This is a genomic window from Streptomyces kunmingensis (assembly GCF_039533535.1).
Lineage (GTDB): Bacteria > Actinomycetota > Actinomycetes > Streptomycetales > Streptomycetaceae > Streptomyces > Streptomyces kunmingensis.
The window spans coordinates 348,223-363,114 of record NZ_BAAATS010000027.1; the positions used below are offsets into that span (position 1 = coordinate 348,223).

The following is a 14,892-nucleotide window of genomic DNA, read 5'->3' on the forward strand; positions in this document are numbered from 1 at the left end:
GCGGTCACCTTGCCCCTGCCGTCGCGGCGCGATTGGTCGAGCGCCGCTCCAGCTCTCCGTACCAGGCGGTGAGGGCTTGGCCGAGGGGCCCGTCGATCGTGTCGGCCGCCCGCCACGCCTGCTCGCGCTTGCCGTCCTTCCACAGCCGGTAGCTGCGCAGCGTCTCGGCCATCGCGTCCCAGCCGGGGTGGCCGGTCACGTCACGGGCCTCGACCTGGTCGAGCAGGCCGCCGAAGCCGTTCCAGGGTGTTCGCAGGTCGGGCATGATCCCGCTCGCCGGGAGCGAGGTGAGCATGTCGGCCTGCTCGATGTGCTCGTCATAGATGTGCAGCGAGCCGATGTGTAGGTGAAACTCCCCGAGTTCGGCGTCGAGCCATCCGGCGACCAGCTCGTGCAGCACGGTGTAGAAGAACACGTCGTACGGCATGCCGATCCATACGTCCTGGCCGCGCATCATGGTCGCCATGTGCAGGCGGCCGGCGCGCAGGTGGAATCGGAACCCGAGGGTGCACGGCACGTCCTTGTGCCCTGCGGCGTCCTGGGCCGGGTCGTAGAGCTGGATCAGGGCTCGCCGGGAGTCGGGGTCGGCTTGGAGGATCTCGACGACGCGGGCGAGCTGGTCGACCTTGCCGGCCCAGTTCCGCATCCTGGGGCCGTACGCCCCCAGGAGGACGCCTTCGTCGGCGAACTGCCGCAGCCGGTTGTTGTAGTCGAAGATCCACGGGGCGTCGGAGCCGGACAGGTGCCAGACCGTCTCGGCCACGGCGAAGGCCGGATTCACGATGCGGGCGGGCGGGGCGTAGAGCAGGCGGGCACGCGGCTGGGTGAGCAGCAGGTGCACATCGCGGACTTCGTGGGTGGCCATGCCCCGGGGGCTGATCTTCTCGCCGGACTTGGCCAGCGTGACGGCGCCGGAGAACAGCTCGGCGATGCTGTCGGCCGTGAGGGATGTCATCGGACGGATGCTCCTTCGTCCTTGGGCGACGCAGCGGCGCCCGGGTGGTGGTGGGTGGAGTCGTCGGCCCTCGGGCCGGAGGTGGCGCGGTCGGTGATGAGCCGGGCGATCCGAGTGGCGCTGTCGCCGCGCCACCGGCAGACCGCGTCCAAGGCCGGCCGCGGGATCGGCGCAGGGCCCGCGCGCAAGCCGGAGAGTGCTTCGGCGACCTCACCGGCGGCCTCGCAGCGGGTCGCCAGTCCGTGACTGGTCAGGCCCAGGGTGCGTTCGCCCGGCGGGCCGATTTCGAGGACCGGGATGCCGAGCAGCGCGGCTTCGATCCCGCACGTCGAGTACGCGCTCGCCAGGACGTCCGCGCCAGCGAGGCAGCCTCGGGCTCCGACTCGGGGATCGGCCACCGCGATGGGCGGCTCGGCGTCCCGCTTCACCAGAGCGGTGAAGGCGTCGGCTCCCTGCGCCGGGTGTGGAGCGATGACGAGCCCCCAGTCGCCGTCCGCCTCGGCGAGCCCGTCCAGGAGGAGGTCCGCGTGGGACTTGAGGTGATCGGGGTTGAAGGGCTGGCAGGCCCACACCGCGATCCGGGTCGGCGCGCGTCGGCCCCCCGGAGCGAGCAGCTTCTCCAGGTACCGCCGTTGTGCCTGGCGGCTCAGGCTGGTGAGGACGTCGAAGCGGGGCTGCCCGAGGACGTGCACCTCGGCCTCGGGGTGGCGCGCCCACCCTCGGCCCAGGGCAAGGTCCCGCTCGCCCATGACGATGATGTCGCGGCTGTGCAGGGCCGGCCAGGCGACCGATTCCGGCGTCCACGCCCCGTGCTGGACGTGCACCGAGTTCGCTCCGTGCCGCTCGGCGGCGTGCGCGGCCAGCACGCCCAGTGGGCTGGTGTCGTTGCTCAGCAGGACGGTGTGCGGCCGGGTGGTCGACAGGATGTCGTCGAGCCAGCTCTCCGCCCGCACCACCGTCCGCCACGACGGTTGGGTGCAGCCCCCGCTGGTCTCCAAGAGAACGGACAAGAGCCCTACGAGCCGGGCAATTTGGATGCCGTGGCCTTCCACTTGGACGACGTGCTCGTCGTCGGGGCGGTGGAGGCCCTCGGCGGTGCCGGAGACGGTGAAGAGGTCGCTCGGAGCGGCGCGCAGCTCGAAACTCATTGCCGGTCCCGCGCTGCATCGCTCGGCGGCATCAGTGGCGAGATCGAGCAGGAGGCTCCTCTGCCCGCCTCGCGCCAGCTCGGCGAGAACGGGGGTCAGCGTGGCGGCATGGCGGGAGGTCCACGACAGCGCCAGAACGTCCTGCCGTCCGAGATCCGAGGGGAGCGGACTCGGCTCCGTGTTCGCCGTACTCGTCCGGGCGCGGTTCCGGAGCTGGGCGGAGCGGGTCGGGTTGTGCGGTGCCGCAGCACCGAGCACGTACGCGACGCCGGACCATGTCACGGTGTAGGCCAGGTACTCCCGCGAGCTGCTCGAACGCAGTCCCACGAGACCTTCGTAGGGGGCAAGGATCAGGGGCCCTGGGGCGGAGGCGAACGATGCCCAGGAGTTCAGGGCCAGGAGCTTGCGCACGATCTCGGCGACGAAGCGTCGCACGGGGACGTGCTGAACGTGGAGCCAGTCGGCTCCGCCCGGGGTGGCGGCCCACTTGGCGCTGTAGCGGTCGACGGCCTCCATGACGTCTTCGACGCCGGAGCGCAGTAACTGCTTGTCGACGGCCGTCGCATCAAGCTCCGTCGTGTGGATGTGGTCGGTTCGCGCGTGCGCCAGGGCGCCGGTTCCGACGAGAGTCCACGTCGGCTTCCCGACGTTGGAGGAGCGGACCAGGCCGAGGCCACCAGTGGTGCGGGGGCTCACACCGTGCTCCCCTCGACGAGCTGCTTGGCGGGGAGGAGGCTCAGCAGTTCCCTGGGGGACGAGACCGTCTCCGGGGCGGGAGCCGTCGGCTGCCCGTAGCCCCACCCAGCGTGCACATAAGGGACGCCGGCGCGTGCGGCCGACTCCTGGTCGACCGCCATGTCACCCACGTAGACGGCGGAGGCCGGGTCGACTCCCAGGTCGACCAGTGCCAGGAGGAGCGGGTCCGGGGCCGGCTTCGTTCGGCCCGCGCCGGCGGGCGTGCGGATGGTCGCGAAGGGACACCCGAGGCGCGCGAGGAGCGGGGCCGCCCGGTCGACGTGCTTGGACGTCACGACGCCCAGCCGCCAGTCGGCGGCCACGAAGGCGTGGAGCGTCTCGACGATGCCGGCGAACTCCTCCGCGAGGTGCGCGGTGGCCACGGACTCCGCCTCGTACGTCCTACGGACCGCCTCGGCATCGGTCACGCCCAGGCGCTCCATGATGTCCCCGAACTCGCGACCGAGGTGGCGCTCGTAGTGACGGAACGGGAGCGCGACGCCATGGACCTCCTGGACCCTCTGCCACGCCCTCCGCATCACGGGACGCGTGTCGAGGAGGACCCCGTCGAGGTCGAGGAGAAGAGCGCGCGACCTGTGGTCGCTCAGCGCGGCCGGAGCGGGTGGCGATCCGCAAGCGGGAACGGTCATGATCATCCTCTCGTCAGGGTGTCGTCGTGCCTCAGAGGGCCGAGGCCGGGGCAAGTTCTAACTCGGGGTACTGGGCCGGACCGCCGGCCTCCTCGAACGCCGCGTCGAGCAACGCCACGTGCATGCGGTCCCATCGCCCCCGGGACTGCAGAGCGCGCCCGTGGCGGGTCAGAGCCCACGCCTTGAGGGCCGTCGGGTCCTGCATGAAGTTCCGCGCGTTCTGCCGCAGGACGGCGGGGGTGGACACTCTGAGATTGAGGCCGGTGCGCCAGAACTCAAGCCACCACTGGCACATCAGGAGCGGACCCGATTCGTCGTCCTTGACATGGTCGGGATGGTTGCGCACCCAGATCGGGTCCAAGTCCGGGTGCGTGGTGGCGACTTCGAGCATGCGACCGTGGGCCTGGTGCACCGCCAACTCCAGGGACTGGCGGTGCTGCAGGTGACGCTGGGCGATGTGCACCGCGGACGCTAGAGCGATGGTGGTGGCCAGAGCGAGAACGGGACGGTTCATCTGCGACCTTCACTTGAGGATGGATGGGACGGTGTAGGCAACCGGCGACGGCATCCGGGGCAGCGGTGGTCGCCGTCACGTTCGCTTGAGGAGAGTCACGCCGCGTCCGGCGGGCCGTCAGCCGAAGGCGAGGTCGATCCATCCGGCACGGCCGGCAGGCGCGAGAGCCGGTGAAGGCGCGAGAGGTCGAAGCCACGCCCCTGAACCTCACCAGCGGGCACGGCGAAGAGGTCGATCCCCTCTTCGCTGGGTGCCGAAGGGGCGGCCTCCCTGATGGCGAGGAGCGCTTCACCCTGCTCGCGGTGCGGAAGGAGGCGCGGCGCACGATCGATGTATCCCTCGAAAGTCATGGGCAGCCCTCGGTCAGGTGTATTTGAAGGTGAAGACGAGCACGACGCTCACGGTGACGATCAGGGCGATCTGGGCGCTGATCTGCCGCCAGCCCCAGCCCTTCCTGTCCATCCAGCGCAGTGGACGCCTTCAAGTCGGCGCTACGGGCTCCTCGGAGATCACGAGGTGGAGAAACGCCCGGCAGTGCTCGCCCAGGTGTTTGATCACGGCGTGGTACTCGTCGTCATCGGAGCTGATGTTGTGCCGGTCGAGGACGAGCACGCCGTCGGCCAAGCCCTCCCGGAGCTGTCGCTCGGCCTCCCGCCAACCAGGTCGATCCCAAGGCGGCGTGTAGACGCCCTGGCTCGCACTGGATGCCGGAAAGTACGTCGTGGTCACCGGGACCGCCACATCGTGGAGCCGGGCGGCGATCGCGTAACCGAGCTGGTCGGCCTCAGCCTGTAGCGTCCCCCAGTCCTCGTCAGGCCGGGCCCTCGGACTCGGTACCAGGCTGTACGCCAGCACGCGCAGCGGCTGATCGGCCTGCGCGTCGACGGCCTGACGGTAGAAGTGCTGTCGTAAGCCTCGGAGTTGACCAGCTCGGGACTGGCGCTTCACCTGGGCAGAGGTGCGAGGCCAGCTCGGGTGGTCACGGCCAGCGGTCGGCGCCCCACCGCCCGTGTGCTTCTCTCGCCCCCGATCAAAGGCGACGAGGCTCAACACGTCGGCTCCGTGCTTGACTGCGTTGTGCGGCGACATGGGGGTGCCTCCGTAAGAGTGGGGATGACCGCGTACGTCGTCCGGCCGCCGTCCGCGACGCCCCACCGAAGCGACAGGCAGGCGACGAGGTGCAGCCCTCGACCGCCGAGGCCGGCGGCACTTGCACGTCGTCGCCTCGCCGGTGCCGTGCTGTCGTCGGTGACTCGGATTCGAAGCTCGTGCTCGTCGTGTCGCAGTCGCAGTCGGACGTCCCCGGAACCGTGGATGATCGCGTTGGACACCAACTCCGAGACGACGAGTCGGGCGTCCTCTGCCGGCGTCTCCGGCAACGACCAGTGCGTCAGCACGGTGGCCGTCGTTCGTCGCGCTTGAGCGACGTGCACATCTACCGGCTCCATGGCCATCTCGAAGACGTGAGAGGCCAGCGGACACCGAGCGGTCGAGGCGCCGACGACGTGGGCGCCACCGTCGTCGCCCCGAGGTCGGGGCGGCGTTGCTGTCCGGTGCGTGGTCATGAGCACATCGCACCGTGGCTGCGCGATCCGGGACAGGGGAAACCGGAGGGGGGAAATCTTTGTCAAGGGGGAAAAATCAGGGGGGAGTTGAGGGGAGTATTGGCTTTTTCCCACGGATAGGGGTCAGACTCATGGCGGTGGATCCATTTGCCGAGTTGCTCCGTCACCTGCGGCGTAACGCGAATCGGACGCAGGACGAACAGGCCGGTGCGATCAACGCCGCCTCCGGCCGGGCAACGGTGACCCGCCGGGAGGTGAACCGGTACGAGAACGGTGCGAACGTTCCGACGGACCACACCCTGGGGAACATCGCTTTGGCCTGTGGCGTCCCGCTGGAGCCGCTGCTGCGCGAGGCGAAAGCCGCCCGCGCCAGGCGGCGAGAGAAGAACAAGGCCGAGGCGGAGGACCTGGACGACGTGAAACGCCGAACGCTGCTGGGAGGCGCAGCCATCGGTGCGGCTGCGGCTGCCGAGCCGTGGGGCCGACTGGCCTACGCACTCAGCAAGGGTTCCAAGATCGACCCTGAGTCCGCGGCGGTGCTTATTGATCATGCAGCCACGTTGCACGTGGACGAGCTGAACGAGAGTGCGCTCAGCCTGCAGTCCCGCGTCGAGGCGCACTTGGACGCGATCACCGCAGCCCTTCCCCGCGCCGGAGCCCACGAGCGAGCCCTGACCATCGCGGCCGGGGAGACTGCCGCTCTTGCTGGGTGGGTCGCCTGGGACCTCGGCCAGCAGGACAAGGCCACTTCCTATTACGGAGTGACCTCGGAGTGCGCGAAAAGGGCTGGACACCCTCCGCTGCGCGCTCTCGCTCTGGGCTACGCGAGCTACGGTGCCCCCAGCCCAGCGAAGGCGCTGGAGATGCTTTCGCAGGCAGCTCAGGACGTACGCGGACGTGGCAACGCAACCGCCGCAGCGTGGGCTCTGGGCCGGTACGCGGAGGAAGCCGCCCAGTCAGGCGATGACGCTGGCGCCCTTCGTGCTCTCGACCAGGCCAAGTTCGCTTATGACTTCGCCGACCATATGAGCGAGCAGGCGTGGGTCCGCTTCGTGACGCCATACCGCATGGACTCGTTAACCCTCTCGGTCTACGGCGAACTCGCGCGTCAGGAACTGACCGCCACGGCCGACTCCGCAGTTGAGCGCCTCGGCGGCGAACTACCCGAGTCCGGTGTGGTCGTCCTGGGTGACCTGGCGTCCGCCCTTCTGCGCGGCGGCGACATAGATCGCGGGGCCTACGTAGCGCACCAGTTCGCCGCAGCGGCGGAGTCGAAGCCCAACACCATGGGCCGGCAGCGGGCTCAGGCCATCGCTGCCGGGCTCCCCGACACTGAGCATGACCTGGCCAGCCACCTGCTGACGTTCGCGACGCTGTGACGCGTCGAAGCGCACAGGCTCGGCGAGAGCAAGGCGCTGTAGTTCAGATCTCTACCCCGGGCGCGTCTCGTCGACGACCCAGGACAGGTACGCCTCCGACCCCCCGGTCACAGGCAGCGTGACCCACTGGGGGACGTCGTACGGGTGCCTCTCGTGCAGCCATGCCTCTAGCGCGGGGAGGCGATCCGACGACGTCATGTAGGAGATCCGCCACTCCTGAGCCGCCTCGACCTTCCCCTGCCACCAGTAGAAGGCGGTGATGGGCGCATCGATGTGGACGCCCGCCGCCAGTTTGCTCTCAACAGCGCCTCTGGCGAGGGTCTTCGCCTGCTCCTCGTCGTCACTCGTCGTCTGCGCGATCACGATCTCGGGGTCCATGCGGCTACCTCTCCAGCTCGGGTACCGCGACCCTATCCACTAGTCCGATGAAGGCGGGCGGGAGGTAGTTACCGGCAGGGCTTGGCGATTCGTTGCGCAGCAGACCGCTCGGACGATCAGTTGTTCAATGTGTCGGGATCGATCGCGTACGGGAACGCAAGCCAGTCATCGTTCATCAGCCCTCATGCGAAACCAGCGAGCCGTAGGGAACCGGATCGCGCATCAGGCCCGGAGTAGCTGGAGTCGCCTGAAAAGGCGCCGAAGTACAAACGCAGGGATCAGGCGTCGGAGCCCGAAGCGGTAGCCAAGGGCGCGCTCCATCGTGGTGACGATGTGCTGTTGGTTCCCCACCCCGAAGCCACCCAGGTTCATCTCGGCGGCGGCGATGACAGGTGTGGCGTTCCAGGCATCGCAACAGGCCTGCTTGAAGGCAGCGTCGAGGTTGGTGAGGCAGTTGTCGAATACCTCACTGAGTACCGTGCTCTCCGTTGCGATCCAGGCGCGGCTCTCTGCGAGGGTCTCCTGGAGGTCGTGTCCGGTGATTGCGAGCGTGCTCAGGACCTCGGGATCGTCGCTGGTGCGGCGGCGTATCCGGTAGGGGTACTCGATACGTGCGACCAGAACCTTCACCGCGGCGGCGTAGCGGTCTCGGCGGACGGTCGCTCCAGCGCGCAGGCCGGTGAGGATGTGTCCGAGGGCTCCCGCGACGACGGAGGAGCCCAGGACGAGCGCGAGGATCGTGATCACAGATGTGGATGCCGTTTCTGGTGCGGTGAAGGGTGCCGGGCCCATCGGCGAGCCTCCTGTTGTGTCTCGGCGGTACGCAGCGGGTGGGTGCCGTGGGCGGGTTGGCCATGTGGTGCGTCTTCGGCCGGCCAGGTGCCGGAGCGGCGCCAAGCCTCTTCGTAAAGCAGATGTCGGTGAACGAGAGTGATCAGCGCTTCCAGGCCGTCCTCGGGGATCCAGCGCAGGGCCGCGTCATCGCTGGGGTACTGCAGGCACAAGTCCCTTAGCGGCGGCGGGTTGCGGTGCTTGAAGGCACGGTCGGCCGAGTCGAGCGGGAAGGCGTGCACGGTGTAGTCGGGTCGGATGACGAGGCGGACACATTCGGTGGGGTAGTTCTCGCGTCCCAGGGCGGGCAGCGGGCGCAAGGTGAGTTCGAGGAGCGCGGCTCCGCCCGGACCGATGCGGCCAGCCGCCTGCTCCACGCCGTAGACGGTATCCGCGTGGAGCAGGTGGTCGGCGGCTGCGCCGGGGTCGGCGAGCACCGCCTTCAGCGGGTACGCCATGACCGGGCCGGTCGCGCGGGCTGCTGCCCGCGCGGGGAGACGACGGCGCGTCCGGTGGAGGTGATGCTGCCGGCCGCCAGTGCGCGCAGCACGTCGGTAGCGTTCTGGGACTCGGACTGTGGGAACGGGTCTCCGATCAAGGTGTGCCAGATCTCGATGGCCGCAGCGTGCTGTCCGTCCTCTTCCAGACGTCGCGCCTCGGCCGCCCGTCGGGCGGTGGCGGCCAGCGTGGTGGCGTACGTATTGCGCTCGTCGATCGTCCACTCGGCGGTGAGGTCGTCAACACCGGTCGGGTCGAGCACCGGGTGAGTGACCGCCTGGGCGGCGTGAGCCAGGGTGGTGGCGAGGGCCTGAGAGTGCTCAAGCGGGCCGGTGACGGCCGCGTAGGCGAAGGCCTCCCACAGCAGCCCGCAGGTGTCGTCGAGGACAGGGTTGCCCTTCTTGAACGACTTCAGCATGCGGACCTGGTGGACGAACCGTCCGCCGGTGGCCTGGTTGCGGGTGCTGGTGATCCGGTTGAGCGTACGGGTGTTGGACCACTCCCAGGTGTCGTTCTCTCTGTCGGCGATGTAGACGATCTCGCTGTCTTCAACGTCGAGCGCGGGGACCAGGTCGAAGGTGAAGTCCAGCTCGGCGAAGGTGACCTGGAGGGCGTGGGCAGGGGCGTCATCCACGTCGAAGAGGGCGTCGGGGTACTTCTCGGCGATGACCTCGCGGATGAGGCTCATCGCGTGGGCCGGGCCGCCGGGCTGACGCAGGGTCTTCTCCAGGCTCGGATGCATCCGGATGACCATGTCGACGTCCTTGAGCGGCTTGAGCATCGTCTTGCGGGCGAAGCTGCCCTGCAGGAAGGTGGCGATGGCCAGGCCAGCGTTCACAAGGTGTTCGGTGATCTCGTTGTGCCGCTTCTGGGCGCTTTTACGCTCGCGGCCATCGAGGTTGAGTTCCTCGTCGAAGGCATCGAAGGCGTTCTTGGTGCTGTCGTTCATCGTGCTGTCGTGCTCGTTTCTGCCGGCCGGGTAGATCGTGGTGCCCGGTGCCGGCTCCGGGGTCCCGTACGTGGTGAGGCGCCCGGGGTGGGTGCCTTCACTGGGGACAGACGACGTAACTCGGCAGTAGCGCGACGGGTGTGACAAGAGTTCAGTCGCAGTCGCGGCAGCGGCTGCTGGCGCCGTCGAACATGGCCGTCGGATGGACGACGAAGCAGGCCGTGCACTGGCGCTCGAACACCTTGCGGTCGCAGCCGCAGCGGTCGCAGTCGGGGCACGGGGCAGACTCGCAGCGGGCGCAGGCGCGGGCGAAGGAGGTGAAGTCCTCCCCGCAGTGTGCGCAGGTATAGCTGGCGGCCTCGGGGCCGTTGTATCGAACGGAGGGCGCGAAGGTCCTCCACGGCGCGAGGTCGGTGACGGCGACGGCGAGGACGTAGCCGTCCATGGCCGCGGTCTGCAGGTACAGCTCCTCACCGGCGACGGCGCCGTCACGGTAGGCAAGCCGGCCACGTCCCTCGGCGTGTCCCTGGCCCGACAAGGCCGTGCGCAGGACCGGGACCTGGCTCTGGTCGCTGCCGCGCCGCAGTGGGGGCAGGCCGTGGGAGGCACCGAAGGCGAGGATGCCGTCGCGGTCGAGGAGCAGGATGTGACCGGGAGCTGGGAGACGTTCGCTGGCTTTCACGCACGCCGCCATACGGGAGGCATTGCTCACCCGCCACAGTGCGACTGCGGCGTCCGCCGTGGGGCCGACGGCAGTGATATGGCGATCGGTGAGTGTGTCGGGCAGGAGGATGTCGGCGGCGAAGGCATCGCAGGCAGCATCCTCCAGGGCGGCGCCACCGTCGGGCTCGGCAAGCAGGACGTCCATCAGGTCCACCACGGTCTGCTGCAGGTGGTGGCCCAGCTCATGGAGACCGGTGAACTCGCGGCGGGCCAGGCTGGCAGAGGTGGCGACGGCGAGGACGGCGGGAGTACCGGCGAAATAGGCACCGGAGACACTGCAGCCGCCGCCAGAACGATCGTCGGGTACGTCCCTGACCTGAAGGCCGGGCCACTGCCGCAGCTCGTCAAGGGCGCCGTCGCCCAGCCGCTGGGCAGCGCCGGGGTGGTCGCGCTGAAGGACGGTGAGCATGGCCTTGGCCTGGGTACGGGCCGCGGCGCGGCGCAGGTAGTCCATCACTCGCTCTCCGGGCCTAGGTGCACTTGGAAATAGCGGTCTACCCGAGCAGGCCAGTCCGTTTCCGCAGGGCGCTCCTGACGCGCTGCCAGTGAGAGCGTGGCAAAGAGTGCCTGTCGGCGGGCTTCCTGTTCAGCGGTTCCGGTGAGATGGGCGAGCCGACGGATCTGTTCGCGACGGGCGGGGCGACTCAGCTCGTGTAGCAAACGGTCGGGCAACGGCGGATTGGCAGCCAGGATCGCGTCCGCAGACATGCCCAGGGTCGGTGCGAGGAGGTGAGCTTCGGGCGGGGTGAGAGGTGTCTGCGCGCGCAGCAGCGCGAGGGCGCGCGGTGGCTTGATGCTCAAGCGATGGATCAGTTCGGTGGGGCCCAGGCCGCGCTGCTTCAGCAGGGCAGGCAGACCGCCGCTGCCCCGAGGCGCCCAGCGCGCCGTCGCCAGCACGTCCATGGTGTCGGCGAGGGTGGAGCGGAACTCGGCCGCCTGCGATGCGGGGCTGGGAAGGGGGCTGCCATAGCGGTACCCAGAGGCATCCGGGACGGGTGAGCCGTCGGCTTCCAAGGGAACGGACAGCTCGCTGACCTGCCGGTCCAGGACATACCACGGAAGACGCCTGCCCAGACCGCACCACAGGGCAAGCGGCTGCTCCAAGGTGGAAGCCTCGGCGGGCAGCAGCACCGTGTCGGGGTCGTTGAAGCGCGTCTCCAGGGAGACCGGCAAGGCGTGCACCGTGGTGTCATCGACCGCCGTGATAGCCACAACCTCGACAACGCCTTCCCACACAGCGCGCCAGATCTGACCCGGTCGGGGATCACCCGGCGCTGCCCCCGCCACGGTACGGACCGCATCGGGAACATGCAGCTGGGCGGCTGCAGCGCGAAGCCGCTCATATGCGCTGCTCGATGCCTGGCTCATCGGGCGGCCCCCATTCCTTTCAGCGGTCTGTTCCCACTATGGACAAACGACGTCACTCGCCGAACGTCAGGGGGGTTCACTGCTGCGGCGCAGCAACGCTGCGGCTACCTCTCGGGGATCACTACCCGCAGCGGTCAGAGCCAGCATGAGCTTCTCACTCAGCGCATCCATGATCGCGGACGTCTGTCGGCGCCCGAGTCCAAGCAGGACGGAGACTTCCGCCGGATCGTCCTCCAGGAACGACAGCAGTTTCCGCTCCTGCGGGGACATGTCCGCCCAGATTTCCCCGGCTATGGTCTCGGCCTCCACGGGAACGGTCCCGTGTTCCTGATCGGTGGCAGAGTCGATGAGCGCGCCATCATCCGCGTACAGCGTCGTGTACTCGGCAGGGGCGAGCAGCTCGAAGCGGGCTTCAAGAACCTTGGCCAGTTCTTCCTCCCGGACCGCTCCACCTGCTGCCTCCAGCACTCCGGCGAGTACGGCCATCAGGGCGCGCACGGTTTCCCTGGGAGTCGGCCCGGAGTGGTTCCAGGCAGTGATCCATACTCCACGCACTTCCCAGGCGGCTTTGACCAGTTCATCTAGATCGCCTTGCCAGACGGCGCCGGGTGGGTGAGAGGTCAGGGCCCATCGGGGCGAAGTACCAGCCACCGCGCGAAACCGGCTGTCCGCGCCAAGGCGCGCAGCGAAGCGCCGCCGCAGCTTCCCCCGCTCGGTACGTTTGGCTTCGTCGATCAGGAAATTCCTGATCGACGTGAAGAACATCCTCTCCAGGGAAGCGTCGTCGACCGTCTTCAGAAAGCAGGTTAGGAGGAAGTTCTCGCCCTTCCTGCTGATCATCTCGAACAGGAGCTCGTCGACGGCCTCGTCCGTCCACGCGGCATGACCTTCGGGCGGTGGGAATCCCTGGGATCTTGCCACCTGACGACCGACGCGTCGGAGCAACTCAAGACCCAGATCACCAAGCTGGCCGTACTGCGCCAGCTCCTCATGCGCCCCGCCCGCCATCGACCACCTCGGCCTCACCCTGCGGACTGCGCCGTCCGCACTGGCCTCTTCCTATACACCTCCCGAGGCGCGGACGGAGGTCCGCCACGCCGTTGGCTCAGCACGAGAATGCTCGCCCGGCCGCGAACGGCGATGCATGGCAGTTCCCCGCGGGCCATCCCCCTGTCTCTCCATCCCAGGGACTTTCAGCGCTGCCCGAGGGACGATCAGGTCGCTCGATTTACCGTTTGAGCTTCCAGCCATGCCTCTACCTCCGACCAGCGGTAGCGCAAATAGCGGCCGACCTTGTGGGCTCGCGGACCCTGGTGTCGGTGATTCCATATGTAGACCGTATTTAGAGGTACGCCCAGGAAGTCGGCCAGCTCCTCCGCGCTCGCCAAGGGGCAACGGTCCCCCGCGCCACTGGCGGCTTCTTCCGCATGGGCATTGGTTCGACGCATGGGCACTCCAGAACGATTCGAAGCGGGCAGGAAAGAACCACGTGAGCGGTATTCCGCCGTGGTGGCACGTGGAACGTTTGCACTAAATTCCGGCCGGACCAAACAGAGGCCCTCTCGACGAAACGCCTGCAACTCTTGCGAACTCTCGAAAAACATTGGTGAATGCTCGCTGAGGGTTCGGCGAGGGCTCGCCGAACCCTCAGCGAGCATTCACCTAGGTGAAATCTTCTCTACCGCTCTGCACCGTTTGTCGCGAAGACCCCAAGAATGCATTTGACATCTTCGGCTCGCCTGGATCAACATCCAATTCACTTAGGGCTCGTTGAACGGGCACCCGATCTCGCCGTCGACGATGGCCCTGATTCAGGAGAGTCCACGAATAGACTCAAAGGCCCATTGGAAACTAGGAGTTAGTTGATGCCGTACGACCGCTGGCACAAGTCGCGCCCGAAAGACGGGGAGTCGACCTGCAAGGAACACGGCAAAGTCCCGACCCGGGATCACGGGACGGGGAAGCGGTGGCAGGCCCGATGGCGTAACCGGGAAGATGTCCAGCAGACGGAGCTCTTCCGCACCGAGGTCGAAGCCCGCAGGCATGAGACCAAGATGCGGTCCGGAGTGGACGACGGTTCATATATCAACCCTCGCGCCGGAGAGGTCAGGGTCGGTGAGCTCGCCATTACGTGGCTCAAGGGGCACGAACACAAGAATCCACGAACTTACCGACGCCACAAGGAGCGAATTCTCCTGCACGTCGTTCCTACCGCAGTGGGGAAGATGCGCGTAAAGGACGTGAACGCCTCATCTTTGCTGGACTGGCTGCACGACCGTCGCAGGCTGCTCGAAAGTTCCACACTGCGCCTGGTCTTCGACAACCTTCGGGCCGTCTTTGACCTGGCCGTGGACGACAGCCTTATACACAAAAATCCGTGCCTCGCCAAATCGGTGCAGGACGCCAAGCCGAAGCGAGGAGGTGGCGGCCGGGCAGAGCTGACCCTGACATGGGAGGACACCGAGAAGATCCGTGCCGAACTTCCCGACCGATACAAAGCGCTCGTCGACTGTGGTCGCGGCCTGGGTCTTCGGCAAGGAGAGATATTCGGCCTGTCACCAGAAGATATAGACTGGGCACATCCGGACGGCGCCATGGTCCACGTGCAACGGCAGGTAGTCCACGACGGCTCGTTCCTCGTATACGCCCTCCCCAAGGGCGGAGACAACGAGGACCCGAAGGACCGGTGGGTTGAGCTGACCGACGACGTAGCCATCCCCCTGCGCGAGCACATGCAGAAGCACCCGCCGGTCGAGGTGACCCGACCGTGGGGCAGCAAGGGCGGCGACCCGGTCACGGTGCGGCTGATCTTTTACACCCGGGAGAAGACCGCCATTCAGTCGAATTGGTTCAACTCCTACCGCTGGAAGCCCGCCCTGGCGTCGGCCGGCCTCATCAAGCCCCTTGAATCCGACGCGAAGGGACGACGATGGGAGAAGTCCCGCGACGTGATGATGCACGCGCTCCGACACCTGTACGCGTCGATGATGATCAGCGGCGGTGTAGACGTGTACACGCTCGCGGACCGACTCGGACACGCCGATCCCGCGTTCACCCTGCGTAAGTACGTGCACCGGGTCGTGGGAGCCGGTTCCAAGGTCCGCATCGCGGTCCGGAGCGCCTACACCCGGGCCGCGTGACTCCTGCACCGTTCGGCTTGTGCAACAACCGTGCAAGACGATCTTCGGGAAGGGTTGTT

At 67.8% G+C, this 14,892-nt stretch carries 17 protein-coding genes; 2 read left to right on the top strand and 15 right to left on the bottom strand.

Annotated elements, in window-relative coordinates; all coding sequences use genetic code 11:
- Positions 1-4: 4 nt before the first annotated feature.
- From ABD366_RS29810 to ABD366_RS29840, 7 genes are all read right to left on the bottom strand, one after another.
- Positions 5-955: a thymidylate synthase gene (locus tag ABD366_RS29810; RefSeq protein ID WP_324773756.1), complete on the bottom strand. Its 951-nt coding sequence runs from the start codon at positions 953-955 to the stop codon at positions 5-7.
- On the bottom strand, positions 952-2,799 hold the full coding sequence (locus ABD366_RS29815) for a hypothetical protein (RefSeq protein WP_324773758.1): 1,848 nt from the start codon (positions 2,797-2,799) through the stop codon (positions 952-954). Before ABD366_RS29815 ends, ABD366_RS29810 begins: the two co-directional genes overlap by 4 nt.
- Positions 2,796-3,488: an HAD family hydrolase gene (locus ABD366_RS29820; RefSeq protein ID WP_324773760.1), complete on the bottom strand. Its 693-nt coding sequence runs from the start codon at positions 3,486-3,488 to the stop codon at positions 2,796-2,798. Before ABD366_RS29820 ends, ABD366_RS29815 begins: the two co-directional genes overlap by 4 nt.
- A 31-nt stretch (positions 3,489-3,519) precedes the next feature.
- Entirely contained in the window at positions 3,520-4,002 is a 483-nt protein-coding gene (locus tag ABD366_RS29825) for a DUF6082 family protein (RefSeq protein ID WP_324773762.1), read from the bottom strand.
- Positions 4,003-4,097: 95 nt separating this feature from the next.
- On the bottom strand, positions 4,098-4,352 hold the full coding sequence (locus tag ABD366_RS29830; RefSeq protein ID WP_324773764.1) for a hypothetical protein: 255 nt from the start codon (positions 4,350-4,352) through the stop codon (positions 4,098-4,100).
- Positions 4,353-4,482: 130 nt separating this feature from the next.
- Positions 4,483-5,091, bottom strand: coding sequence for a hypothetical protein (locus ABD366_RS29835; protein WP_324773766.1), 609 nt, complete (start codon positions 5,089-5,091; stop codon positions 4,483-4,485).
- Positions 5,049-5,567: an ATP-binding protein gene (locus tag ABD366_RS29840; RefSeq protein ID WP_324773768.1), complete on the bottom strand. Its 519-nt coding sequence runs from the start codon at positions 5,565-5,567 to the stop codon at positions 5,049-5,051. Before ABD366_RS29840 ends, ABD366_RS29835 begins: the two co-directional genes overlap by 43 nt.
- A 131-nt stretch (positions 5,568-5,698) precedes the next feature.
- On the opposite strand from ABD366_RS29840, the gene ABD366_RS29845 reads away from it, so the two are divergent.
- Positions 5,699-6,946 (top strand): helix-turn-helix domain-containing protein, encoded by a 1,248-nt coding sequence (locus ABD366_RS29845; protein ID WP_324773770.1) that lies wholly within the window; start codon positions 5,699-5,701, stop codon positions 6,944-6,946.
- 51 nt (positions 6,947-6,997) lie between these two features.
- Here the strand turns inward: ABD366_RS29845 and cutA are convergent, their stop codons facing one another.
- The 8 genes from cutA to ABD366_RS29885 all read right to left on the bottom strand — a co-directional run bounded on the left by cutA (position 6,998) and on the right by ABD366_RS29885 (position 13,351).
- Positions 6,998-7,324: a divalent-cation tolerance protein CutA gene (gene cutA, locus ABD366_RS29850; RefSeq protein WP_004921029.1), complete on the bottom strand. Its 327-nt coding sequence runs from the start codon at positions 7,322-7,324 to the stop codon at positions 6,998-7,000.
- Between the two features lie 222 nt (positions 7,325-7,546).
- On the bottom strand, positions 7,547-8,116 hold the full coding sequence (locus ABD366_RS29855) for a hypothetical protein (protein ID WP_324773775.1): 570 nt from the start codon (positions 8,114-8,116) through the stop codon (positions 7,547-7,549).
- Positions 8,068-8,613 (bottom strand): hypothetical protein, encoded by a 546-nt coding sequence (locus ABD366_RS29860; RefSeq protein WP_324773777.1) that lies wholly within the window; start codon positions 8,611-8,613, stop codon positions 8,068-8,070. The genes ABD366_RS29855 and ABD366_RS29860 overlap by 49 nt, the downstream gene beginning before the upstream one ends.
- Complete coding sequence (locus ABD366_RS29865) at positions 8,598-9,602, bottom strand: nucleotidyltransferase (protein ID WP_324773779.1); 1,005 nt, start codon at positions 9,600-9,602, stop codon at positions 8,598-8,600. The genes ABD366_RS29860 and ABD366_RS29865 overlap by 16 nt, the downstream gene beginning before the upstream one ends.
- A gap of 151 nt (positions 9,603-9,753) precedes the next feature.
- Complete coding sequence (locus tag ABD366_RS29870; RefSeq protein ID WP_324773780.1) at positions 9,754-10,779, bottom strand: ImmA/IrrE family metallo-endopeptidase; 1,026 nt, start codon at positions 10,777-10,779, stop codon at positions 9,754-9,756.
- A complete protein-coding gene (locus ABD366_RS29875) occupies positions 10,779-11,693 on the bottom strand; it encodes a hypothetical protein (protein ID WP_324773783.1) in 915 nt (304 codons plus the stop codon). The genes ABD366_RS29870 and ABD366_RS29875 overlap by 1 nt, the downstream gene beginning before the upstream one ends.
- Positions 11,694-11,759: 66 nt before the next feature.
- Positions 11,760-12,701, bottom strand: coding sequence for a hypothetical protein (locus tag ABD366_RS29880; RefSeq protein WP_324773785.1), 942 nt, complete (start codon positions 12,699-12,701; stop codon positions 11,760-11,762).
- Between the two features lie 206 nt (positions 12,702-12,907).
- Positions 12,908-13,351 (bottom strand): helix-turn-helix transcriptional regulator, encoded by a 444-nt coding sequence (locus ABD366_RS29885; protein WP_324773787.1) that lies wholly within the window; start codon positions 13,349-13,351, stop codon positions 12,908-12,910.
- Between the two features lie 207 nt (positions 13,352-13,558).
- Between ABD366_RS29885 and ABD366_RS29890 the strand changes: the two genes are divergently transcribed.
- Positions 13,559-14,833 carry a tyrosine-type recombinase/integrase gene (locus ABD366_RS29890; protein ID WP_324773788.1) on the top strand — a complete coding sequence of 425 codons (1,275 nt, stop codon included), beginning with the start codon at positions 13,559-13,561 and terminating at the stop codon, positions 14,831-14,833.
- The last annotated feature ends 59 nt before the right edge of the window (positions 14,834-14,892 follow it).